Source organism: Aquimarina algiphila (assembly GCF_947494415.1).
In the GTDB taxonomy this organism is placed as follows: domain Bacteria; phylum Bacteroidota; class Bacteroidia; order Flavobacteriales; family Flavobacteriaceae; genus Aquimarina; species Aquimarina algiphila.
In genome coordinates this window covers 670,560-692,968 of sequence record NZ_CANLVC010000002.1, presented here as the reverse complement: position 1 = coordinate 692,968, position 22,409 = coordinate 670,560, and the positions used below count along the sequence as shown (strand labels likewise).

General features: G+C 32.9%; 18 protein-coding genes. 4 read left to right on the top strand and 14 right to left on the bottom strand.

The features are described 5' to 3' along the window. Positions 1 to 125: 125 nt before the first annotated feature. From PQF96_RS05625 to PQF96_RS05595, 7 genes are all read right to left on the bottom strand, one after another. Positions 126 to 584, bottom strand: coding sequence for an SRPBCC family protein (locus tag PQF96_RS05625; protein ID WP_271765377.1), 459 nt, complete (start codon positions 582 to 584; stop codon positions 126 to 128). A gap of 8 nt (positions 585 to 592) precedes the next feature. Continuing rightward, positions 593 to 1,501 (bottom strand): TIGR01777 family oxidoreductase, encoded by a 909-nt coding sequence (locus PQF96_RS05620; RefSeq protein ID WP_271765376.1) that lies wholly within the window; start codon positions 1,499 to 1,501, stop codon positions 593 to 595. A 13-nt stretch (positions 1,502 to 1,514) separates the two neighbouring features. Further along, the gene (locus tag PQF96_RS05615) at positions 1,515 to 2,396 is read right to left on the bottom strand and encodes a methyltransferase domain-containing protein (protein ID WP_271765375.1); all 882 of its coding nucleotides are present in this window, start codon (positions 2,394 to 2,396) and stop codon (positions 1,515 to 1,517) included. Between the two features lie 54 nt (positions 2,397 to 2,450). After that, on the bottom strand, positions 2,451 to 2,864 hold the full coding sequence (locus PQF96_RS05610; RefSeq protein WP_271765374.1) for a hypothetical protein: 414 nt from the start codon (positions 2,862 to 2,864) through the stop codon (positions 2,451 to 2,453). Positions 2,865 to 2,875: 11 nt separating this feature from the next. After that, positions 2,876 to 3,226: a hypothetical protein gene (locus PQF96_RS05605; protein ID WP_109435212.1), complete on the bottom strand. Its 351-nt coding sequence runs from the start codon at positions 3,224 to 3,226 to the stop codon at positions 2,876 to 2,878. A 4-nt stretch (positions 3,227 to 3,230) separates the two neighbouring features. Further along, positions 3,231 to 3,674, bottom strand: coding sequence for a hypothetical protein (locus PQF96_RS05600; protein WP_271765373.1), 444 nt, complete (start codon positions 3,672 to 3,674; stop codon positions 3,231 to 3,233). Positions 3,675 to 3,763: 89 nt separating this feature from the next. Next, positions 3,764 to 4,267: a GbsR/MarR family transcriptional regulator gene (locus PQF96_RS05595; RefSeq protein ID WP_109435210.1), complete on the bottom strand. Its 504-nt coding sequence runs from the start codon at positions 4,265 to 4,267 to the stop codon at positions 3,764 to 3,766. 172 nt (positions 4,268 to 4,439) lie between these two features. On the opposite strand from PQF96_RS05595, the gene PQF96_RS05590 reads away from it, so the two are divergent. Continuing rightward, complete coding sequence (locus tag PQF96_RS05590; RefSeq protein WP_271765372.1) at positions 4,440 to 6,608, top strand: M20/M25/M40 family metallo-hydrolase; 2,169 nt, start codon at positions 4,440 to 4,442, stop codon at positions 6,606 to 6,608. Positions 6,609 to 6,680: 72 nt separating this feature from the next. Here the strand turns inward: PQF96_RS05590 and PQF96_RS05585 are convergent, their stop codons facing one another. From PQF96_RS05585 to PQF96_RS05575, 3 genes are all read right to left on the bottom strand, one after another. Beyond that, positions 6,681 to 8,702 (bottom strand): M3 family metallopeptidase, encoded by a 2,022-nt coding sequence (locus PQF96_RS05585; RefSeq protein ID WP_271765371.1) that lies wholly within the window; start codon positions 8,700 to 8,702, stop codon positions 6,681 to 6,683. A gap of 576 nt (positions 8,703 to 9,278) precedes the next feature. Then, complete coding sequence (gene purE / locus PQF96_RS05580; RefSeq protein ID WP_271765370.1) at positions 9,279 to 9,764, bottom strand: 5-(carboxyamino)imidazole ribonucleotide mutase; 486 nt, start codon at positions 9,762 to 9,764, stop codon at positions 9,279 to 9,281. Positions 9,765 to 9,852: 88 nt separating this feature from the next. Beyond that, complete coding sequence (locus PQF96_RS05575) at positions 9,853 to 11,013, bottom strand: 5-(carboxyamino)imidazole ribonucleotide synthase (RefSeq protein ID WP_109435206.1); 1,161 nt, start codon at positions 11,011 to 11,013, stop codon at positions 9,853 to 9,855. A 166-nt stretch (positions 11,014 to 11,179) separates the two neighbouring features. Between PQF96_RS05575 and PQF96_RS05570 the strand changes: the two genes are divergently transcribed. Both PQF96_RS05570 and obgE read left to right on the top strand, forming a co-directional pair. Next, the gene (locus tag PQF96_RS05570; protein ID WP_271765369.1) at positions 11,180 to 12,286 is read left to right on the top strand and encodes an adenylate kinase; all 1,107 of its coding nucleotides are present in this window, start codon (positions 11,180 to 11,182) and stop codon (positions 12,284 to 12,286) included. Positions 12,287 to 12,387: 101 nt separating this feature from the next. Next, complete coding sequence (gene obgE, locus PQF96_RS05565; protein ID WP_271765368.1) at positions 12,388 to 13,386, top strand: GTPase ObgE; 999 nt, start codon at positions 12,388 to 12,390, stop codon at positions 13,384 to 13,386. Positions 13,387 to 13,537: 151 nt separating this feature from the next. Here the strand turns inward: obgE and PQF96_RS05560 are convergent, their stop codons facing one another. Together PQF96_RS05560 and PQF96_RS05555 are read right to left on the bottom strand one after the other, a co-directional pair. Then, entirely contained in the window at positions 13,538 to 13,972 is a 435-nt protein-coding gene (locus PQF96_RS05560) for a DoxX family protein (RefSeq protein WP_271765367.1), read from the bottom strand. Between the two features lie 17 nt (positions 13,973 to 13,989). Continuing rightward, positions 13,990 to 14,442, bottom strand: a complete 453-nt coding sequence (locus PQF96_RS05555; protein ID WP_109435202.1) for a carboxymuconolactone decarboxylase family protein — start codon at positions 14,440 to 14,442, stop codon at positions 13,990 to 13,992. Positions 14,443 to 14,753: 311 nt separating this feature from the next. Between PQF96_RS05555 and PQF96_RS05550 the strand changes: the two genes are divergently transcribed. Next, positions 14,754 to 15,365: a fasciclin domain-containing protein gene (locus PQF96_RS05550; protein WP_109435201.1), complete on the top strand. Its 612-nt coding sequence runs from the start codon at positions 14,754 to 14,756 to the stop codon at positions 15,363 to 15,365. 61 nt (positions 15,366 to 15,426) lie between these two features. Here PQF96_RS05550 and PQF96_RS05545 read toward each other — a convergent pair whose 3' ends face one another. Then, positions 15,427 to 16,080 (bottom strand): DUF2459 domain-containing protein, encoded by a 654-nt coding sequence (locus PQF96_RS05545; protein WP_109435200.1) that lies wholly within the window; start codon positions 16,078 to 16,080, stop codon positions 15,427 to 15,429. 74 nt (positions 16,081 to 16,154) lie between these two features. Next, positions 16,155 to 22,199 carry an alpha-2-macroglobulin family protein gene (locus tag PQF96_RS05540; protein WP_271765366.1) on the bottom strand — a complete coding sequence of 2,015 codons (6,045 nt, stop codon included), beginning with the start codon at positions 22,197 to 22,199 and terminating at the stop codon, positions 16,155 to 16,157. Between the last annotated feature and the right edge of the window lie 210 nt (positions 22,200 to 22,409).

The window sequence follows — 22,409 nt, the reverse complement described above, 5'->3', positions numbered from 1 at the left end:
CTTTTCTATTGTTATGATCACCAAAAATAGGATAAAAAGTTGAATCTTATAAATGCTTTACCGAAAGAATACTCTATACGAATATTTATTTAATCTATACTAAATAAAGATCTTAGTCTTATTTTTTAGATTTCCTTACGTTCTAAGTGTAATTTTATTGATCTATTACGCGATAATAAGAATTTTGTAAGATGATTTTTTATGGCAATACTGTTTAGAATTCTTCCCAGAAAACCTAAAGGGACTTTATATTCTATTATGTCAATCATCTCTGTGCCTGATGAGGTTGGATTAAAAATATGCTGATGCCTAAAACTTTTAAAATGCCCATTAACCATTTGGTCTGTAAAGTGATTGGGATAGTTATAGGCTGTGATTAAACTTTGATGTTTAAGATAGAAACCAAAATGTTTGCCTTTCCATGTAACGGTTTCATTTAATTCTATTAATCCAGAAATTCTTCCAGAAATTGCTTTTTCTTTTGTTTTGCTGGCAGATTCTACATGAAAATCAATACTTCTTGCCAAGTCAAACACTTTTTCAATAGGAGCATTTATTTTAGTAGTAAGGTGTATTGTTGTCATAAATAGTATTATGTAAGAGAAATTAAAGCGAGTTCGAGATCTGGATATAAAAACTGAAAACCATTATCTATAAGTTTTGAAGGAATTACATTTCTACTTTTGAGTATAAGTTCTGTATCTGTTCTTATAATTCGAGCTCCCAGTTCTAGTATTGGTTTTGGGATCGGAATTGCGATAGGGTTTTTTACAATTTTATTAAGTGTATTCATGAAGACCAAGTTAGTTGATGGTTTTGGAGCTACAATATTAATTACGCCTTTAATATGTGAATTGTTTATTATAAACTCTACACTTCTTGCAAAGTCTACTTCGTGTATCCAGCTCAGTTTTTGATCCCCAGGACCTTGTTTTCCTCCTAAACCGATTTTTGTCAATCTTAGAATTGGGGGGAAAGCTCCTCCTTTTTTACCTAAAACAATAGAGGTTCGTAGTGCAATTTTTCTGGTCTTAAGAGTTTGTTGATTAAAAAAAGTTTTTTCCCATGATGTAGCGACATCAACAGAGAATCCACTACCAATTTCTCCATCGGTTTCATTCATTTCTTTATCCAAAGAATGCCGATAGATGGTAGCCGTAGACGAATTTAACCAAGTTTTAGGAGGGTTTTCACACATATTGACAGCTTCTCCTAAGATAGCGGTTGATGCTACTCTCGAGTTTAGAATGAGGTCTTTATTTTTTTGAGTGTATCTACAATCTACTGATTTGCCGGTCATATTAATAAGAACATCAGCATTTTCTAGTGTTATTACCCAATCTCCAATAGTTTTAGCATCCCAATGCACAAATTGAATATTATTTTCTGTTTTACTTTTTCCACGGGTTAAAATTACAATGGTTTCTGCTTTTGATTTAAAATACCTTACCAGTACTTCTCCAAGGAAACCTGTTCCAGCTGCGATTACTATTTTTTTCATTTCTTTTCTAATTTTATTTTTCTGCAGTAATTAGATAATACCCAAAACTTCTCATATGCAAGCCAGAGAGTAATGCAAATAAAGACCCTTTAAGGTTTTTCCAGCTTTGTGGTTTTAATGATTCTTTTCTAAAAAGTTTTTTTAACATAAAACCAGTGATAGCAAAAGGCACATGAAGTACAGAGGGAGCTACTCTTGCAGAAACATCTTCTATAACTATATTCTTGAAACCAATCTGTTCTAAAGTAAGCTTTATTTTATCCATACTTCCTAAGCCTTCTAGACTCCATCCTTTACAAAGTTGTTCATAACAATAGTTGCTTCCGACACATAAGTCTTCTTCATCTTTTTTTAAGAATGCATCTGCAATAACGAGTTTAGCACCTGGTTTTAGTATTCGATATGCTTCTTTGAAAGCTGCTGCACTATGTCCAGAATGACAAAAGCTCTCTATAGCATAAGCACCATTTACGCTATTAGTTTTAAAAGATGTACGCGTATAGTTTTCTTCAAGAATCAATCCGTTCATATTCTGTAATCTTTTGTTTCCTTCACTAACCTGAAAAGGAGATACTGTTACACCAATGATACGTAGTAGAGGATATTTTCTAAGTGCATATCGCATAGCCCCGCCGATTCCGCAACCCAGGTCAGCAATTAGTGCGTTTTGTTTTGAAACTTGTAAACGATCAAATACCTGCCCATTCATCTCGTTTAGCATAGTATCTCTTTTGAAAATACTGGTTTTAAATGGGATATAATACCCAAAATGCATATTAAAATCTTTACTCCAGAATTCATAATCCTCGGTTGCTTCATCATAAAACCTGATTATTTTTTCTTTGGTAGCGGATCTTTTGAGTTTTAGTTTATGTAATATGGTAAGTGTACTCATAACATTGCTATTTAACAGAGTGAAAAAAATACTCTTTGATTAGAACTAATTAATTTATAATCGAACTTCTGGACCTTGAGGCCTGGATACCTGAGATGACATTGCCATTCTTTTATTTGCTTTTTTTCTTCCTCTGAAAAATAAAAAGAGATTAAGGAATAACATGATGCCCAAATAAATGGAGAAACCTCCTATTTTAGAGCTTAAAACCTCGACTAGGTTTTGGTAGGTATTCTGAAATTGATAGGTATTAATTTTAAGGATTAGTAGAGCCCAGCCAATGTTTAAGAGATAAAAACCAACCTCAAATAATCGATTTGTAGCCAAAGCAATATCTTCTTTACCTTTAAAAATATCAATCATAAATGTTTTTCCGTTTTTGAATAGTGTTTTTGAAACGAAATAGGTTAGAATGATTGTAATAGGTAGATAAATCATATATCCGATAAAAATCTTAGAAGTTTCCATAAGTATTGTATTTATAGTTTTTTACTAGTTTTAATAAATTTTGTAATCCAAAACAGATTGAAATAATGTAATGAAGCCAAAGCACATATAATGATGGCGGTATGATATGATATAATTTCTAGCATTTGAGGTAGATTGAGTATAGTTGACCAATTGGATAAAGTAACTACTGCGTATCCAATATTTAATAGATAATACCCCGTTAAAAGTAAATTGTTGATTCGTATACCATATTCTATATCATCGGGAATAAGATTAGAAATAAAAATATTTCCATTACGATGACAGATAGAACCCACTTTAATAATAATGATTAAAGTTATGAGTAAATAAATACTATATGCGATTAAGTTTAGGTTCATAGTTTTAATTGTGATTAAAAAAACCAATACAATTGTGAATAGTTAATAAACTGTATACCAAGGCAAAAAGAATAAATAGACCATTCATAAAGTGTCCGCCAATTTTAAATATTTGCTTTTTCGGGATTTCATACATGGGATAATAAGCTATTTGAGTAGCCACTTTTCCAACCCAGTACGCTGCTATTAATCCCGTTAAAGCAATTGCAAGGGGTGATTGTTCTTTTAAGTATGATGGGATCAGAATTGCAATTAATCCAAATGAAAAATTAAGCCCCTGTATGTATCTTCCGTAAGTTTTTGCTATTTCTTGATTAAGGGGTTTTAGTTGTTTTACATCATTATACCAATCAAACACTCTATGCCTGATATAAGGGTAGATTAATGCGGTAAATATTTGGCCGATTCCTCCTACGACTATTAACCAGATTGGGATATTGAATTTCATGTTTTGATTATTTTAAAGTTTCAGAAAAAACTGAAAGTATAATTAAAAATAAAAAAGAGTCTCCTCCTTCTTACTTTAGAATATTATTTTTATTTAATTAATTTTACCAATGCTTTTGTAATCCAATTATGATCCTGACCAACCACCTTATTCATCATAATGTCAAGGGTGTCTGCCATTTCGTGCAATGCTTTGGTTTGCTTTATTAATTCTTTTGTTTTGGCGGTGCCATCTTCATCAATATTCGAAACATCTTTTAAGATCTTGATGGTTGGTTTTAATTCTCTTCTACTTCTTTCTTTAGCAATTTGTCTTGCCAACTCTTGTACATCCTTCTCAGAAGTGAAATATTCTTTTCGTTCTCCCATTTTGTTTTCTTTGAAAACAATTCCCCAATCCATTAATTGGCGTAAATTCATGCTTGTATTCCCTCTGGAAATCTTTAATTCTTCCATGATATCTTCCATGGACATCGGTTCTGGTGAAACTAATAATAAGGCGTGTATTTGTGCCATGGCTTTATTAATTCCCCATAAAGATCCTAGAGATCCCCAAGTAGAGATAAATTTGTTTTTTGCTTCATCATAATTCATAGTACAAATATATAAAAAATTCTAAACTTTCAAAAAATATTGAAAGATATTTATGTTTATAATGAAAATTCACTTAAGCTTAAGTGTATACAGTTATTATTTTGCGGGGATACCATTTTTGTTAAAGGTTGATTTTGTGTAAGTTATAAGTCTAACACAAACTCATATAATAATGAAAAAATTTAATCGAATTATTTCAACACTTTTGCTATGCTTTTTTATGATGCATAGTTTTGCTCAAGAGGCAGGCAACATGTTTTTTGCTACAATGCAAACCAAAGATGCCCAAGGGCTCAAAATTAATCATCCAGAGGACATTAAAATCATTAATTCTGCTAATGGATATAGTGCAGTAATGCTTAGCCCTAATGCTGCAGAAGAATTACATCACAAAGTATTAGTTCATGGTCCCGGGTTTATTTATGAGACCTCAGAAAAAGCTGCACTTCAATCTATCCAAAACATTAATAAAAGAGAGGTTCAGAAGATGAGCACCAATTTTTCTATTACACAAGATGCTTTGGTACGGCAAAGTCTTGATTTGGTGAATAATGTTAATATTGCTAATCAGATTCAGGAGCTGGAGAATTATGGTACACGGTATCATACAACAAATAGTGCTCGTCAGGCTGTTTTGGATTTAAAAACAAAATGGGAAGGTCTCGCACAAGGAAGAAGCGATGTTTCTGTACGCATTGTAAACCATAATAGTACAGCAATGCCATCTGTTATAATGACAATAACCGGAACGGAGGAGCCAGGTGAATTTGTCATCATTGGAGGGCATATTGATTCTACAGCAAGAAATAATAATAATTCAAATGCTCCGGGAGCTGATGATAATGCTTCTGGGATATCAACTATTACAGAGGCAGCCAGAGTATTATTTGCAATGGACTTTAAGCCTAAACGCACTATAGAATTTATGGCTTTTGCAGCAGAAGAAGTGGGACTTAGAGGATCTAAAGAAATTGCAGAAGATTATAAAAGCCGAAATGTAAATGTAGTAAGTTATATGCAATTAGATATGACTAATTATAAAGGCTCGACCAATGATGTATATGTTTCTACAGATTCATATAATGATGATACCTTGAATGATTTTCTTATCCAGTTAATGAATTATTATAATGCTTCAGGAACTCATAAAATTACTTATGGGACATCACAATGTAATTATGGCTGTTCTGATCATTATAGTTGGGCACAGCAAGGGTACGATGTAACTTTTCCATTTGAAGCGACATTTAACGAGAGTAATCCAAATATCCATACAACACGAGATACGTTTGATAGATCTCCCACACCTAATGCAACACATGCGGCTAAATTTGCAAAGTTAGCTTTAGAATACCTGATCGAAATATCTAATGGAGTAACCACAGGAGGTGGAGGAGGTAGCCAATGTACATCTAATATTACTGCATTTCCATATCAACAAGGATTCGAAAGTACTATTGGAGCCTGGTCACAATCAACTTCAGATAACTTAAATTGGACTATAGATTCAAATGGAACTCCTTCTAATGGAACAGGACCAAGCAGTGCGATAGAAGGGACTTCATATATTTATGTAGAAGCTTCAGGAAATGGAACAGGATTTCCTAATAAGAGAGCAATACTTACTTCTCCATGTTTTGATTTCTCGGGACTATCAACAGCTACGCTAAGTTTTCAATATCATATGCTAGGTAGTGCAGTAGGAAGTTTATCTGTAGAAGCTAGTACTGATAGCGGGACTACATGGACAAGTATTTTTAGTAAATCAGGGTCACAAGGAAGCAACTGGAATATAGCAACAGTTAATCTTGATGCATATACCGGAGGTGAAGTACAATTAAGGTTTAATGCGTTAACTGGTAATAGTTGGCAAGGAGATATTGTTATTGATGATATAAAGATGTCTGAAACCTCTGGAGGAGGGAATACAGATATTTGTGCAGGGGTCGCTCCATATAACTCCTCTGTTAGCTATCAACCTGGGGATCAAGTAACGTATCAGGGTAGTTTATATGAAAGAACCAATACAGGTTGGAATCGTATTGGTGAATGTGGACCATCTGCAAGAAGTTCAACAACGACAAAACTTATAGATGATACTGCATTACTTGAGCTTTTTCCTAATCCGGTAGATGGGGAATATGTCACGGTTACTGTCAATAATGATTTATGGAAATCAGGTAGTATTCTTGTTGTGGATATTAAGGGTAATATTTTACAAGAGTTGAAGCTTCAGAACAAAATTACTCAGATCAATACCTCTAAGTTTTCTTCAGGAATTTATTTTTTGACACTTTTTAATGGAGCAAAGAGTTATACTAAACAAATGATAAAGAAATAATGTAACTAGTCATAAGGAGCGTAGTTGAGGTAAAATATACTTTTTCAACTACGCTCGATATGACATAAGATTTTATTTAATCAAACCAGCACGTTTTAAAAGTGCTTCAGGTTTAGGATCCTGTCCACGAAAACGTTTGTATAATGTCATAGGGTTTTCGGTTCCTCCCTTTGATAATACATGTTCCTTAAACTTGTCAGCAATTTCAGTATTAAAGATTCCGTTTTCTTTAAAATATTCAAAAGCATCAGCATCTAATACTTCAGCCCATTTATAAGAATAATACCCAGAAGAATAACCGCCTTGAAAAATATGTGAAAAAGCAGTACTCATACAGTTTTCTGACACATTAGGGTATAAAGAAGTTTCGGCAAAAATCTTTTTCTCATGCTCTTTAACATTTTTAATAGCACTTGGATCTCCGGCATGCCATGACATATCTAATAATCCAAAACTTAGTTGCCTTAGTGTTGTCATTCCTTCCATGAAAGTGGCAGATTCTTTGATTTTTTGTACCAGTTCCATAGGAATAACTTCTCCTGTTTCATAATGTTTGGCGAATATTTCAAGAGCTTCTTTTTCGTAGCACCAATTTTCCATTACCTGGCTCGGCAGTTCTACAAAATCCCAATATACACTAGTTCCTGATAATCCCGGATATGTTGTATTGGCTAACATACCATGTAAAGCATGACCAAACTCATGAAATAAAGTAGTAACTTCATTAAATGTCAATAATGAAGGTTTACTTGGGGTGGGTTTTGTAAAATTACAAACGATAGAAACATGTGGTCTTATGTTTTCATTATTTTTTCGCATTTGAGATTTATATGAAGTCATCCATGCTCCATTTCGTTTTCCGGGTCTAGGATGAAAATCAGCGTAAAATAATGCGATAAAATTGCCTTCTAGATCAGTTACGTTATAGGTCTTAACTTCTTCGTGATATTTATCTATAGTATTGATTTCTTCAAATTGGAGTCCAAATAATTTAGATGCTATTGTAAAGACACCATCAATTACATTTTCTAGTTTGAAATATGGTTTCAATTTTTCATCATCAAGATCAAAAAGTTTTTGTTTCAATTTTTCAGAATAATATGCGCCGTCCCATTTTTGCAATTGATCAATTCCATCAAGATCTTTAGCAAATGATTCGAGTTGACTAAATTCTCTTTTTGCTGCTGGTTTTGCTTTATCTAAAATTTCGTTTAGAAAAGAAAAAACAGTATCAGGAGTTTCTGCCATTCTTTCTTCCAGAACATATTCTGCATGAGAAGAATACCCAAGAAGTTGAGCACGCTCATGTCTAAGTTTAACAATTTTTAAAACAATTTCCTGATTATCAAGCTCATCATTATGGAATCCTTTTGCACCAAAAGCAAGAGCTAGTTTTTTACGTAGTTCACGATTATCGGCGTAGGTTATAAAAGGAATATAGCTGGGATAATCAAGAGTCACTAACCAGCCATCTTTGCTTTTTGCTTCTGCCATTGCTTTAGCAGCTTCTTTAGCTCCTTCAGGCAAGCCAGCTAAATCAGACTCATTAGTGAGTAGCATTTCAAATTTGTTAGTCTCAGCAAGTATATTTTCACCAAACTTTAAACTTATTGTTGAAAGTTCTTTATCAATTTCTCTAAGCTTTTCTTTCTTTTGATCAGGAAGATTAGCTCCGTTTCTTGAAAATGATTTATACCTCTTTTCAAGTAATCTAGATTGTTCGGGAGTGAGTTGTAATATATCTTTCTGTTGATAAACAACTTCAATTTTTTTAAATAAATCAAGGTTAAGTGCAATATCATTACTAAACTCAGAAAGTAAAGGAGATGCTTCTTGTGCTATTTTCTGAATTTCCTCATTTGTTTCAGCACTATTTAAGTTAAAAAACACACTGGTAACCCTATCTAATAATTCTCCAGAATAATCAAGGGCTTCTATAGTATTGGAAAAAGATGGCTTTTCTGTATTAGAAACTATGGCATCAACTTCTTTTTTTGCGATATCAATACCGTTTTTGATAGCTGGTAAAAAGTGTGATGATTTTACTTCTGAAAATGGCGCTGCATCAAACGAGTTTAATAATGGATTTTTCATTGTTATATTGATAATTTCTTTTGTTGTTAATTATTTATGTTCTTATATCGAAAAAAATGACCTTTTGTCGAAGAACGTCTCTTAGTTATATCGATTTTAAACCAAACTAATTTTTATACTAATAGATTTGATCAGGTTTATTAGTATGGTCAAGTATTAAAATGGAATGTTATTTTTATTTGGGGTATGAATATTAATAATTGTTTTAATACGAAGACCAAATATATCGAAAGGGCTGCAATTTTTGCAGCTCTTTCTTTCTATTTTGAGCCAAAAAGGAGGTTTTTTTAAAGAAATTTTATGATTGTGTCTGTTTTTTCGATCAAAAAAGTGTTCTAAAAACGACAAAAAATGCAATTCGTCGACAAAAAATGCAATTCGTCGAAAATTGTATAAATTTTATGACTACTTTTATTGTGTAATTAAAGTAAGGTTTTACCTTTGTTGTAGGTTTTAAGAGTAATGGTCTTACAATGAATTTTTTTGTGTAATATATTTAAGTTGGTTAATAAATATTGTTATATTCTTTTGTGAGACCTGATATTCAAGAGAGCCACTGAAAAGTGGCTCTTTTTTTTATTTCTTTATTTGCTTCGCTCCTTCGATTACCTTCTGTTTTAATCCTTCTTTATATACTAAAACCTTATCCAGAACACAAGTGTCACCTGTCCCTATGATCTGAGCAGCCAAGATACCTGCATTTAGAGCTCCATCCAATGCTACCGTAGCAACAGGAATCCCACCTGGCATTTGTAAAATTGATAATACAGAATCCCAACCATCTATAGAATTACGTGATTTAACGGGAACACCTATAACAGGTAAAGGAGATAATGATGCTACCATACCAGGAAGGTGAGCTGCGCCACCTGCACCAGCAATAATAACTTTAATACCACGGTTATGTGCATTTTTGCCGTAGTCAAAAAGTTTTTCTGGGGTACGATGTGCCGAAACGATATCTACTTCGACTTCAATGTCAAAACCTTGTAATATTTCTATAGCTTTTTCCATTACAGGCATGTCACTTGTACTACCCATTATAATTCCCACCTTGCTCATTATGATATGTATTAATGTTGTTGTCTTTATTATTTAATTTTGATAAGCCAATTTATGTTTAGAGATAAAATAGATTTCCCTAAAGTTATTATGTGTTACTAATCACTTTGATTGTATTTTTTACTTTTTGGGCAATTTCTCTTGCTTTATCAATGTCTTGATGAACAATAGTGACGTGCCCCATTTTTCTGAAAGGGCGTGTTTGTTTCTTACCATAAATATGTGGTGTCACCCCTTTCATTTTCATGATATCCTCTATGTTTTGGTATACTACATCGCCTGTATAGCCTTCGGCACCTACCAAATTTACCATAATACCAGCTACTTTACTTTCAGTGGCTCCAAGAGGTAAATTCAGGATTGCTCTTATGTGTTGTTCAAATTGATTTGTATAACTTGCTTCTATACTGTAATGCCCACTATTATGAGGTCTGGGAGCAACTTCATTAACAAGAATCTGGTCGTCTTGGGTTTGAAACATTTCTACAGCTAAAACACCTACGTGTTCAAATGCCTGAGATACTTTTTCTGCAATTTCAACTGCTTTTCTGGCAATTTTTTCTTCTATTCTAGCAGGACATATTACATATTCGACTTGATTAGCTTCTGGATGAAATTCCATTTCTACCACAGGATAAGTTTTAATTTCGCCACTTACATTACGAACAACAATTACTGCTAATTCATTTTTGAAATCAATTAGACTTTCAGCAATACATTCTGTGTCAGGTAACTTTACCAGGTCTGCTCCATATTTTACCACCGTAACTCCTTTGCCATCATATCCACCTTGCGTACTTTTCCATACAAAGGGAAGTTTGATTTTATTGCTGGTGATTCCTTCGGTAAGATGGGCTTTATTAGAAAACCTGGTAAAAGCAGCTGTAGGGATTTTATGTTCCTGATAAAAAAGTTTTTGCCTGCCTTTATTTTGTATTTTTTCTAATGTTTTAGCACTGGGATATACTTTCTTCCCTTCTTTTTCAAGTTGAACTAAAGCTTGTAAGTTTACGGTTTCAATTTCAAATGTTAAGATGTCTACTTTTTTTCCGAAGTTATAGACGGTTTCATAATCCATTAAATTACCTTGTTGAAAATGATCACACGCTATTTTGCAAGGGGCATCAAGATTGGGATCAAGAACATGAGTTCTAATATCATACTTTCGAGTTTCATATAACATCATTTTGCCTAGTTGACCGCCTCCTAATATTCCTAGCTTAAAGTTCGATGAGAAAAAATTTGTCATTGTAGGGTTTCAAATTTGCTTTAAAATGACAAAAATAATTTTTTCAAAAGGAATAACCATAATATTGTAAGGTAAATGCAATAGCTAAACTATTATAAGTCTTATTTGTAATTACTATCTTTGCGCCTTTAAATCAAAAAATAAGTAAGGGTAATTACAGAAAAGCATGATAAAACTGCACGACTTAGAGTTTGTTCCCTTTATTAGCGAGGATGAAATTGCAGTTGCAATAGATAAAGTGGCTATAGGATTAAATGAAGATTTAAAAGATCAAAACCCTTTGTTTATAGCAGTGTTGAATGGTGCTTTTATGTTTGCTTCAGAGGTTTTGAAGCGATTTAATTCTAATTGCGAAATTAGTTTTGTAAAATTGGCATCTTATGATGGTACCAAAACTACACATCAAGTTAACGAATTAATTGGGTTAAATGAAGATGTGTCAGGTCGAACGGTTGTCGTTCTGGAAGATATTGTAGATACAGGTAATACGGTAGAGGTATTGACTACATTGTTAAAAGATAAAGGTTGTGCTACTCTTAAAATAGCTACATTGTTTTTTAAACCCGAGGCTTATCATAAAGAAAATACTATAGATTATATAGGGATTGAAATCCCAAACAAATTTATTGTGGGATATGGATTAGATTATAATGGATTAGGTCGTAATCTCACTGAAGTTTATCAACTAAAATCAAGAAACATGACAAATTTGGTGTTATTTGGCCCTCCAGGAGCAGGAAAAGGAACACAAGCAGAAGTTTTAAAAGAGAAATACAATCTGGTGCATATTTCTACCGGAGATGTTTTTAGATATAACATAAAAAATGCTACAGAACTAGGTACGTTGGCCAAATCTTATATAGATAAAGGGCAACTTGTACCAGATGAGGTAACTATTGATATGCTTAATGCCGAAGTTGATAAAAATACTGATGCTCAAGGTTTTATTTTTGATGGCTTTCCCAGAACTGAAGCTCAAGCAGAGTCATTAGCATCATTATTAGCATCAAAAGGTTCTGAAGTGAGTGCTATGGTAGCCCTTGAAGTCGATGATGAGGTATTAGTGCAACGATTGTTAGAGAGAGGAAAAACATCAGGGCGTCCAGATGATGCTGATGAAGGAGTGATTCGTAATCGTATTAAAGTATATTATGATGAGACCGCAATTTTAAAAAACTACTACCAGAAAGAAAATAAATATTTTGGAGTTGATGGAGTAGGTGCCGTAAATGAAATTACTATTCGCTTAAGCGAAACTATCGATAATTTGTAGTCCAGAGTTTAAGAGAACTACAATTACTATAGATGGAAAGTTAAATTTTACCTTTTCGGGGCTATATACTGTAAATACCGAACAAACGAGAAAAGAGAATTATGACAGAAGGAAATTTTGTAGATTATGTAAAGTTGCATTTGACTTCCGGAAACGGAGGTAAAGGTTCTGTACACTTACACCGTGAAAAGTATATTACCAAAGGAGGACCTGATGGTGGAGATGGAGGACGTGGAGGACATATTATTTTACGTGGTAATTCTAATATGTGGACATTACATCATCTTAAATTTAAACGTCACTTAAGAGCCGAGCATGGAGGTCATGGTAGTAAAAGTAGAAGTACCGGAGCTGATGGAGAAGATATTTATGTAGATGTACCTCTAGGAACCGTAATACGGGATACCGAGACCCAGAATGTTATTCATGAAATTACTGTAAATGGCCAAGAATACATAGCCGCTGAAGGAGGCATGGGAGGCCGAGGAAACTGGCATTTTAAAAGCCCAACAAATCAAACTCCTCGTTATGCTCAACCAGGAATAGAAGGCCAAGAACATAATATCACCTTAGAACTTAAGATATTGGCAGATGTAGGTTTGGTAGGGTTTCCTAATGCAGGGAAATCTACATTGTTGTCGGTAATCACATCAGCGAAACCTAAGATTGCGGATTACGAGTTTACTACCTTAAAACCAAATTTGGGTATTGTAGAGTATCGTGATTTTCAAACCTTTGTTATGGCTGATATCCCGGGTATTATTGAAGGAGCCGCAGAAGGAAAAGGTATTGGTCATCGTTTTTTGCGTCACATTGAGCGTAATTCTACTTTATTGTTTCTGGTTCCTGCTGATGCTCCAGACATCAAAAAACAATACGAAATTCTATTAGATGAATTAAGGCGTTATAATCCCGACTTATTAGATAAAGAAAGGCTTTTAGTGGTTTCTAAATGTGACATGCTTGATGAAGAGTTACAAGAAGAGTTAAAAGCTGAACTTGATGAACAACTTAATATTCCTTACTTGTTCATTTCTTCAGTTGCTCAACAAGGATTACAGGAATTAAAGGATAAATTATGGCAAATGTTAAATACTTAATCTTGTTATGAGTTGAGTGTTCTTATTTATGGTTAGTGAGTCATATTTATTTTAGAATTTAGAATAATAGTTTTTTTTAATATTATATCATAGGCTGATTCTTTGTGAAAAGAAAGAATCAGCCTTTTTTATTAGAAATAACTTTAATACTCTAATCACTATTTTTTTTATCGAATAACATATCGATTTCAAGATACTTTTCGTTGATCAGGCTTAATCCAAAACCGGCTGCTGCTGCAGAGAATACAGAGTAGTCCAAAGGAGCTTTAATCCCCGTGGTAATGGTCATTGCTACTCCAAAAATGAGAATCAAAAAACCGCTTAATTTTCCGGATAGAGAGGTTTTAAAACCGATTAACAGAAATATAGCTAATACAATTTCAGCAGCAGTTGCTACAATTCCAGTAAAATTTATAAAATTTTCCGGAATCCATGGATTAAGTAGTTTGGTGTATTCGATAAAACTGCTCCAATTACCCCAGGCTGATTTTTCCTTTGGCCACATTCCAAAACGATCTGCCACTGCAGATAAAAACCCTATAGCAATACTGACTCTTATAAAGAGTTTGATATAAACAATCTTCATGTACTACATATTTACAATTAACTTTGAGAGGGTTCAGGAGTCAATAAAGTAGCTCTGCCTATTCTGTTCCACACGTTGATGCAGCAAATGGCCATTATAATATCAGCGACTTTTTCTTCTCCAAATGTTGTGATAGCTTTTTGATATAATTCATCACTTAATCCTGATAGAGAAATGTTAGTTACCTGTTCTGTCATTGCAAGAATAATTTCTTCTTGTTCTGTAAAAAACGGAGATTCTTCCCAAAATGGTAATGCATGAATTCTATACTGTTTTTCACCCTTTTCAATGGCTTCTTTGATATGCATTTGTACGCAATATGCACATCCGTTTATCTGTGAGCCTCGTATTTGTATTAAAAGAAATTCTGAATTGGTTAATGAACTCTTTGTTAAATTATGATGTAAAGCAAAAATTGGTTCATAAGCTTTTGGACTAACCTTATTAATATTAATTCTGTCTTTTTTCATGATATATGATTTTATGTATTTAAAACAAAATTCGGGATATGACAAGACTAAAAAATTAATCTTGATTAAGAAATTTTAAATATCTACAGAATAAAAACGAATACTAAAAGAAGCTCTACAGATAATAAATTTAGATATGTAACTAAGCAATCTCAACTATATTTATGGCATAATGATGATACGAAATGCCTTTAGGTTTAAAAAAACAGAAGCAATGATTTAGGATTTTATTAAGATTTATTTAACCAAAGATTACCAAAGGAAATTATACTTGTCGCGTTAGAAAACTCTAAAACTGAAAACTCTTTATAATGAAAATTAGAAATATATTACCTTTTTTTGCCTTATCTATAATAGTGCTAACCGTTTCATGCAATGAGTCTGAGAAATATAAAGTAACAAAAGATGAAAATGGGAAATTAATAGCTCAAAAAATCTCTGAGATAAAGGAAATAGGAGAGGTAGAAGAAACATTGCCTACTATTATTGAATTTACATCGGTAGATAAAGGGTTTTCTACGTTATCAGAAGCTATTAAAACAGCTGAGCTTACAGAAACATTTACACAAGATGGAGGATTTACAATCTTTGCACCGATAAATATGGCGTTTGACAAATTGCCTCCTAAGTCAGCAGAGAAATTGTTGAAACCAGAAAATAAAGAACGCTTAGCAACAATATTAAAGTATCATATCATTCCTAGTGTAATTTCAAAAGAAGATATTGTTAAAGCGGTACAGGAAGGAGGAGGAAGTATTCCTTTAAAAACTCTTGAAGGATCTCGTATTACTGCTTCTTTAAAAGGAGGCACGGTATACTTAATAGATGAAAGTGGTAATGGAGGAAGATTAATCACTACTAATGTTGAGGCTTCTAATGGATTTATTCATACGGTAGATGCAATCATGATGCCTAAAGAATAGCAAATACCCGTCAGTTTAGTGAAATAAAAAGAAACGACTTTGTATTCAAAACAAGGTCGTTTTATTTGTTTTTATACATAGCCATTAATCCAAAATCATATGGAGTCCATAGACAAGCTTTCATATTACTTTGTTTTAATCCAGTATTTATCCAACTATTACAGGTGTTGAGACAAGTATAGTTTCCAAGAGCCTCATAGAAATCGTCATTTTTGGTGTAGCCTAAACCAGGTAACAGCACTTTTTTATTTTGAAAATCTAATCGAAATGTGTCACTTATATAGAGGTTAATTTGTTTTAATTGTGCTTGATTTATTTTTATTGCCACCCAATTTTTTTGAACTGAAGAATATCTAGTAACATGTAATAATGCTTGACTATTAAGGAACAATGCTTGAAATCCGTTCATAAAAGTAAAATCAGCCCAGGTAGGAGTCTCTACATAAAAGTTTTTATCTCCCCATCCAAATGAGAAATACCGAGTTTGGGAATTGTATACCTGATCCTTTAGGATAGTTTTGTTTAAATCGTTTTTTGCAATAATGATTTCCAGATGTATACCATTAGAGTTTAGATATACAGTATGTGTCATTTTGTTCTTGTTTTCTTGTTTGTTTACAGGTATATAGGTAAGGATTAATGATATTATAATATATAACATCGGAAGAGCGAGAAATACTCCTATAGATTTAAATACTTTTTTAATGATCTTCATATTAGGGGATGTATACTATAATTAGACCTCACAATTTGTGAGGTCTATAAAAATACTTAAAAAATAATTTTACATTATTGTATGTTTACTCTCACTCCTTCAGAATGACTAGAGAATTCTGGAGCATACATGCTTTGTATTGTGGTAATACCATTAGAAAAATTCCCTTTATTGTTTACTCTTAAGTCATATTCAAAAACATACACTCCTTTAGGTAAATAGTCAAAGAAAAAGTTAGTCGAGGCATCTTTAGTACTTTCGTAATACCCAAGACCATCTTGCCATTTATATTGTGAAATCACATTAATGGGTTCTAAACCAGAAGCTCTCATGTCTTTCATATGTACAAATTCCATAGTACGATCAGATCTCAATTCAATTCGTACCCGAACCAAATCACCTAATTCTAATTTGGTTTTAGAAGTAATTTCTGTAATCTCTTCTCCTTTATCAGTATTCTGCTTAACAAACAATTTTTTCTTTAAAGATAATGGAGTTTTAGCGGGAGTGATTTTATCTAGATTCTCAAAATATTGCCAGTATAAAGCTCCCCAGGCAATACCTTTCCCTTTTTTAGAGATTTTGGCCGTAGCCATATTCGGTTGTATTTCATTTCCATTCCACGAAGTCTTAAAATAACCGGTTCCAGCTTCTACTTTTACGTCTTCTAAAGTAGAAGGATCGATTTTTTGATCACCTAAGACAATATCTACCATATCGGTAACAGATAACCAATCGCTTCCTTGGAGTAACAGTGCATATACAGCTTCAGAAGTAGCTTTAGTGGTTTTCCATCGATTAGTTTGTTTATTCTTAAGTAACCATATCTTTAGATTATCAATGATTTTCGTTCGTTTTGGTTCTGTTTCGACTTCGGCAAAGACTTCAATCATAAGAGATTGCGTTTCAATAGGTGCTTGATACCAATACCAACTATTGGTGTTTGATTTCCAGTACATTCCTAATTCTTCACTAGAAACACTTGTCTCATCCAGAGATCGGATAATTTTAGTAGCACTATTGCCTTTGTCATTACGATGTAATATAAGAGCAAGCATTCCTTTTGCATATAGTCCCTGACTTAGCCAGTATTTTTCTGATTGTCCCAGATAGTAAGTCCAAGCCTCATTAGTATTTTTGGCTCTTTTAATATCGGGGAAGAAACTTCGCATATATAAGTAATGAATTTGCGTATAGCTCAAGTGATTTTTGTTGATATCAATTTTATTCCTTTTACAATAGCGTTTAAGCTCTTCATATTCTCTAACAAATTCTTGATCAAGAAAACGAACTGCATTTTGTAGCATGTTATTTGTATCTCCATTAAATTGCTTGATGCCAAGCTTCTTTAAATGTCCAAAACCAGAGGCAATATGTTGGGTGATATATCGATTTTCTCGACCTCCTTTAAACCAGGGGAAACCTCCAGAAGGATATTGAGATTGCTTTAATTTATTAAGAGCAGATTGTAACTCATTATTCATTTTATTAAGATCAAACAGTAATGCAATTCTCTTCTTTTGCTCTGTTTCACTTTGTGCATCACGTAACCAGGGAGTCTCTTGGATCATAAGAGATTTTAATTCCTGGTTTTTTTCTAAGTTACTTAATAATGCATCAGTCGATTTCCATTGATTAAATACTTCCTGAATCCTTGGGTTAGAGTTGGCAATGTGACTTGCCAGCGTATTTGCATAATACCTAGAAAAGGTTTGTTCTGAACATTCATAAGGATATTCCATCAAATATGGTAATGCCTGTACAGCATACCATGCAGGATTAGAAGTCATCTCCAATGTGAGCTTATGATGTTTTAACGTACTAGAAGTATTATCCTTTAATTTATTTAATGTGAATGTTTTGGTTTGATCAGAACGAATCCACATAGGCAGTGTTTCTGTAACTAGCATGCGATTAGTTAAGACAGGCAATACATTTTGTTCTCCATCAGAGAAATCTCCTGCTTTAGCAATAATTTTGTATTGTACTGTTTGTATATTATCCGGAATTTGTAATTCCCAGGATACATTGGTATTTCCTTTTGTTTTTACATTAAAGTCTTGTCGAACATTATTGTTTTGTAATTCTGTATCTATTGCAGTATTGGTCATTGCATCGAATAATTGTAATTCGACAACACCGCTAAGGTCTTTTGTTGCTAGATTAGATATCTTAGAGCTCAAAACAATTTTATCCCCTTCTCTCAAAAATCTTGGAGGATTAGGAAGAATCATCAATTCTTTTTGAGTTACAGCTTCCAGAGTTGTTGTAGTTGCATTGAGTTCTTTGGTATGTGCTAATAATTGTAGTTTCCATTTGGTTAATGCTTCTGGAGCAGTAAAATTGAAACTTAGATTACCTTCGGCATCCGTAGTCAAGTTTGGAAAGAAAAAAGCAGTTTCCTGAAGGTTTTTTCTAATCTTTACTCCTTCCAGAGAAGACTCTTTTTTATCTTCTTTTGCATCCACAGAATCCTCCTTTTGTTCACGAGCGAGTCCTCCAAGGGCTTCATCATCTTCGACAGCATTAAATTCAGCTTCTTCAGCTACAATTTCATCGGCCATTCCTTCTTTTTTGGACATGGAGGCCATCGGTGATGGGGCAGAAGCAGATTTCATCATTTTGTTTCTACTTCTAAAATAATGTTGTTGTCCAAAATATAAGCCATACCAGTTAAGCTGGTCATATCCCTGGGTTCTAGAATAGAAGTAGTTACTACTTTGATTCTCTATTCTAAAACTTTCTATTTCAAAACCCTTTGTGGCCAGTCTTCTCGATTGCGTTCTGTATATTGGTCTGTTTATCGGGTTGAAATACCATTGATGTGGTCTAAATTGATCTAAAGATGCATCGTACATACTTGCTAATAGTTCGGCACTTACTTTATCTCCTTGGGGTCCTTTTATAGTAAAACTCCATGTCTCTTGTTGACCAGGAAGTAGCTTATCTCTAAATGTTTTAGTTTCTATACTAAGTTCTGTTGCTTCATAAGGCACAGCAATTGTGATTGCTCCACTTTGATAACCATTATAGTTTAGGTAACTATAACTTACAGAGAACCCTCCAAGATCTTCTTTTTCAATAGGAATCTTGATGGTTTTACTTCCGTTAGAAAGTTTGATAAGTCTGGTCTCGATAATTTGATAATTTTTTTCAATATCTACTGTAATGGTTATATCTTTTGAGGCAGAGCTTAATTTTACAATAGCTTCATCTCCAGTTTTGTATGAAGCTTTGTTGGTAGTGATCTCAAACAATTGCTGATCACTAATACTTTTATCTCCTTGGTCATATAAAGTAATATATTGTATGTCTTTTACTTCTTGTCCGAATCGATCTTTAGTATTTAATTCTACAGCGTATTTACCTGATTCCCATTTTTTGATGGTACCAAGATCAAGTTGTTGTGTTCCTTTTTCATTCTTTTCTGCCTTAGAAGTATTAAATGTTTTTTCTAATACAACTTTTCCTTTTTGCCATTGTCTATAATCATGTTCATTCTTAAATGCATCATGCGGAAACAGTTTTTTGAACTCTTCTTCTTTAAACCCTTCATAATCCGGAGATTTCCAGGGGCGAATACGTATAGGTGTAGAAGGAGCTTTTAGTTTAAAAACTTTGATTGTTCCTTTTGCCGCAATTGGTTCATTATTTAAGTTTAAAGTGGTTACTGTGAATTTATGATCTTTTTCAGTTTTGTCAATTTTATTTTGAATAGTTACAGCAGCGGTCAATGCATGATAACCGACATTAACTATCGTAGAGGAACTTCTTGTTTCTCCATTGATATCGATAACATCTGCAGTTACTTCATAATTAAAGATAGGAAGGTTTTCCTTGGATACATTTAGATCAGGAATTGCAGCAAAATCAATCGTATATTCTCCTTTTTCATTTGTTTTGGTTTCGCCGTGTGTGATTTCTTGTGATTGTGTTGAGTATCTTGGGTACCAATAGCACCAACTAGGGTATTGCACCTTACGATGTACACGATATACTACTTTGGCATCAGTAATTGAGCTTCCTGCATAAGCTGTTGCTACTCCGGTAAGTGTGATAGAATCATTTACTTTATAAGTCTTGGTAACAGGGTTAAATTTAGTCTCAAATTTAGGGCGTTTATATTCTTCGACCGAGAAAGAAGTACTATGGTAATTATTCGTCTGAATAGTATAATTACCTGTTAATCCTGAGGAAGGAAGTATGAATTCTCCATTAAAAGAACCGTAATCATTGGTTGCTAAAGTTAGCGTTTTTATTTCCTGGTTATTTACATCTCTAAGAGTAATAAAAGCGACTTGGTTTGACTGTACTGTGAAATCTTCTTTGCCAGAAGAAGACATCATAATCCCTTTAAAATATACCGTCTGTCCAGGTCTATAAATACTACGATCAGTAAATAGAAAAGTAGAGCTAATATTTTCATTATTACGATTAGGGTTATATCCTTGATTTAGGTAATACCCTTCAAATCGGGCTTTATCATTTTCATACGATACGGTAATGTTAACATCATAATAGTAGGTGTTTAATGTTAGATAAGCTTGACCTTTTTCATCGGTTACTAAAGTTTTGTCGAGCTTGTTACCATATCCTCTCTGGTTATCTGTTTTGAAATGTATTTTTGCATTAGGGATTGGAGCCCCGTTATTACGATCTAAAACCTGAAATATTGATTTTTGTGGAGTTCTATTTTCTATTAATGCTAAATTAGTAATCTGAGTCGAGCCAAAAGAAAACATACTTTCTTTAGAAAGCTCTTTTGTAATAGTACCTAGAATTAAGTATGAACCTTGATCTAATTCTGGTAATAAAACCTCTGTAGTATGACTTTGGTAATCATACTCGTTACATATTTCAGATTCCCATGTTTTACTAACTTTTAATGCGCTTAAGAATTTTATTTGATCTTCTGTTTGATATAAATCATTTAAGTTTTTAAGCTGTTTTGGAGTAATTTTTAAAGCTTTAAAATAAAGTTTGTCTAAATTCTTATATGTAATTAATAATCGACCTGAAGTCTGAATTGGAATATATTTTTCTGTCTTAATATCAATCTGATATTGAAGAATTTGACTCTTTAATGATTTACATTTGTTAGCAGCTCTTGAGTCTGGGAATTTTTTGCTTACAGCATCGCATAAATCGATAGCTTCTTTTAATTTCCAACGATGTGTTTCATTTTCTTTTGGAATATAAGATGAGGCTTGTTCTTTATAAAGATTTGCAATTTCATGATCATATAAAGCAGAAGCTTCGTGAGAAGAGAAAAATGTTTTTTCTGATTTCAGAGACTCCAGAAGAATAGCTTCTTTATCATTAAAAACGGCATTTTGATATATAAAATTAATACGCTCAATGTTTACTTCGATAAGCGCCTCGGGTGTTGTATCTTTTTTATGAAATTGAATTAAATTTTGAAACAATTTCAAAGCATTAAACTGCAATGATAAAGAATCTTTGGTTTCTATTTTTAAAGATGAAAAAGTAGTGTGTTCTTGTAAATATTTTTTATCGTCTATTGCAAAGGCATATGCCGGTTTTGTAATATTGGTTTCAGAAGTTTTGTAAAAATCTAAAGCATTATGCGTTAAAAAATCATAAAGCGTGGGTCTGTATTTTTTTGAGCCAGATGAGGTGCTTAAAATTTCATCGAATTTCTTTAGTTCTGTTTGTTGTGCTAATACTCCATTCTGAAGAGATTTTTGATAATATGTATGCACTTCTGCGAATAAAGTTTCTAAATCCCAGGTCCTGAAATCTTCTTCATCGACTTTTTCAGAAGTTTGAGTTCTGTTGTAAAATTTCCATCTATTTTGTTGAAAATATTGCCAGTATAAGTTAGCAAGGATACTTTCTAAGATATTTTGTTTAGGAAATACACTCTGACTAATTTCATTTTTTAAATCCTTAATAATAGTAAGCTGCGCATTTTCTTCAAGAGTAAGCATGTATTTTGCCTTATGAATTAAAGCCTTTATGACCTGATTGTCATTATTTTCTTTTTTTGCATTACTATATATTGCTTCTACTAATTCTACCGCAGATTTTGGTAGTCCTTGTTGATCAAAAGCTTTTACTTTTTTCCAATCATTTTGATAATCATTTTGACTATTCATAGTATATAGGTTTAATATACATAGTATAATAAGGATGATATGTTTTTGCATCATAATGGTTTTAGGCTGTTAAACAAACGTAAACAAGTGTTATGCCATTGTGTTTGGTAACGTCTTATAATTTGTAAATAACATTATAAAGCTACGTATTTGAAATGAGCCATAACAATTTTGTTGATATAAATTAAAAATCATCGTTGTACTGATTTG

Excerpts from the sequence above, each read along its gene's own strand:
- PQF96_RS05625 (WP_271765377.1), bottom strand. The coding sequence starts at position 584 with ATGACAACAATACACCTTACTACTAAAATAAATGCTCCTATTGAAAAA.
- PQF96_RS05620 (WP_271765376.1), bottom strand. The coding sequence starts at position 1,501 with ATGAAAAAAATAGTAATCGCAGCTGGAACAGGTTTCCTTGGAGAAGTA.
- PQF96_RS05615 (WP_271765375.1), bottom strand. The coding sequence starts at position 2,396 with ATGAGTACACTTACCATATTACATAAACTAAAACTCAAAAGATCCGCT.
- PQF96_RS05610 (WP_271765374.1), bottom strand. The coding sequence starts at position 2,864 with ATGGAAACTTCTAAGATTTTTATCGGATATATGATTTATCTACCTATT.
- PQF96_RS05605 (WP_109435212.1), bottom strand. The coding sequence starts at position 3,226 with ATGAACCTAAACTTAATCGCATATAGTATTTATTTACTCATAACTTTA.
- PQF96_RS05600 (WP_271765373.1), bottom strand. The coding sequence starts at position 3,674 with ATGAAATTCAATATCCCAATCTGGTTAATAGTCGTAGGAGGAATCGGC.
- PQF96_RS05595 (WP_109435210.1), bottom strand. The coding sequence starts at position 4,267 with ATGAATTATGATGAAGCAAAAAACAAATTTATCTCTACTTGGGGATCT.
- PQF96_RS05590 (WP_271765372.1), top strand. The coding sequence starts at position 4,440 with ATGAAAAAATTTAATCGAATTATTTCAACACTTTTGCTATGCTTTTTT.
- PQF96_RS05585 (WP_271765371.1), bottom strand. The coding sequence starts at position 8,702 with ATGAAAAATCCATTATTAAACTCGTTTGATGCAGCGCCATTTTCAGAA.
- purE (WP_271765370.1), bottom strand. The coding sequence starts at position 9,764 with ATGAGCAAGGTGGGAATTATAATGGGTAGTACAAGTGACATGCCTGTA.
- PQF96_RS05575 (WP_109435206.1), bottom strand. The coding sequence starts at position 11,013 with ATGACAAATTTTTTCTCATCGAACTTTAAGCTAGGAATATTAGGAGGC.
- PQF96_RS05570 (WP_271765369.1), top strand. The coding sequence starts at position 11,180 with ATGATAAAACTGCACGACTTAGAGTTTGTTCCCTTTATTAGCGAGGAT.
- obgE (WP_271765368.1), top strand. The coding sequence starts at position 12,388 with ATGACAGAAGGAAATTTTGTAGATTATGTAAAGTTGCATTTGACTTCC.
- PQF96_RS05560 (WP_271765367.1), bottom strand. The coding sequence starts at position 13,972 with ATGAAGATTGTTTATATCAAACTCTTTATAAGAGTCAGTATTGCTATA.
- PQF96_RS05555 (WP_109435202.1), bottom strand. The coding sequence starts at position 14,442 with ATGAAAAAAGACAGAATTAATATTAATAAGGTTAGTCCAAAAGCTTAT.
- PQF96_RS05550 (WP_109435201.1), top strand. The coding sequence starts at position 14,754 with ATGAAAATTAGAAATATATTACCTTTTTTTGCCTTATCTATAATAGTG.
- PQF96_RS05545 (WP_109435200.1), bottom strand. The coding sequence starts at position 16,080 with ATGAAGATCATTAAAAAAGTATTTAAATCTATAGGAGTATTTCTCGCT.
- PQF96_RS05540 (WP_271765366.1), bottom strand. The coding sequence starts at position 22,199 with ATGAATAGTCAAAATGATTATCAAAATGATTGGAAAAAAGTAAAAGCT.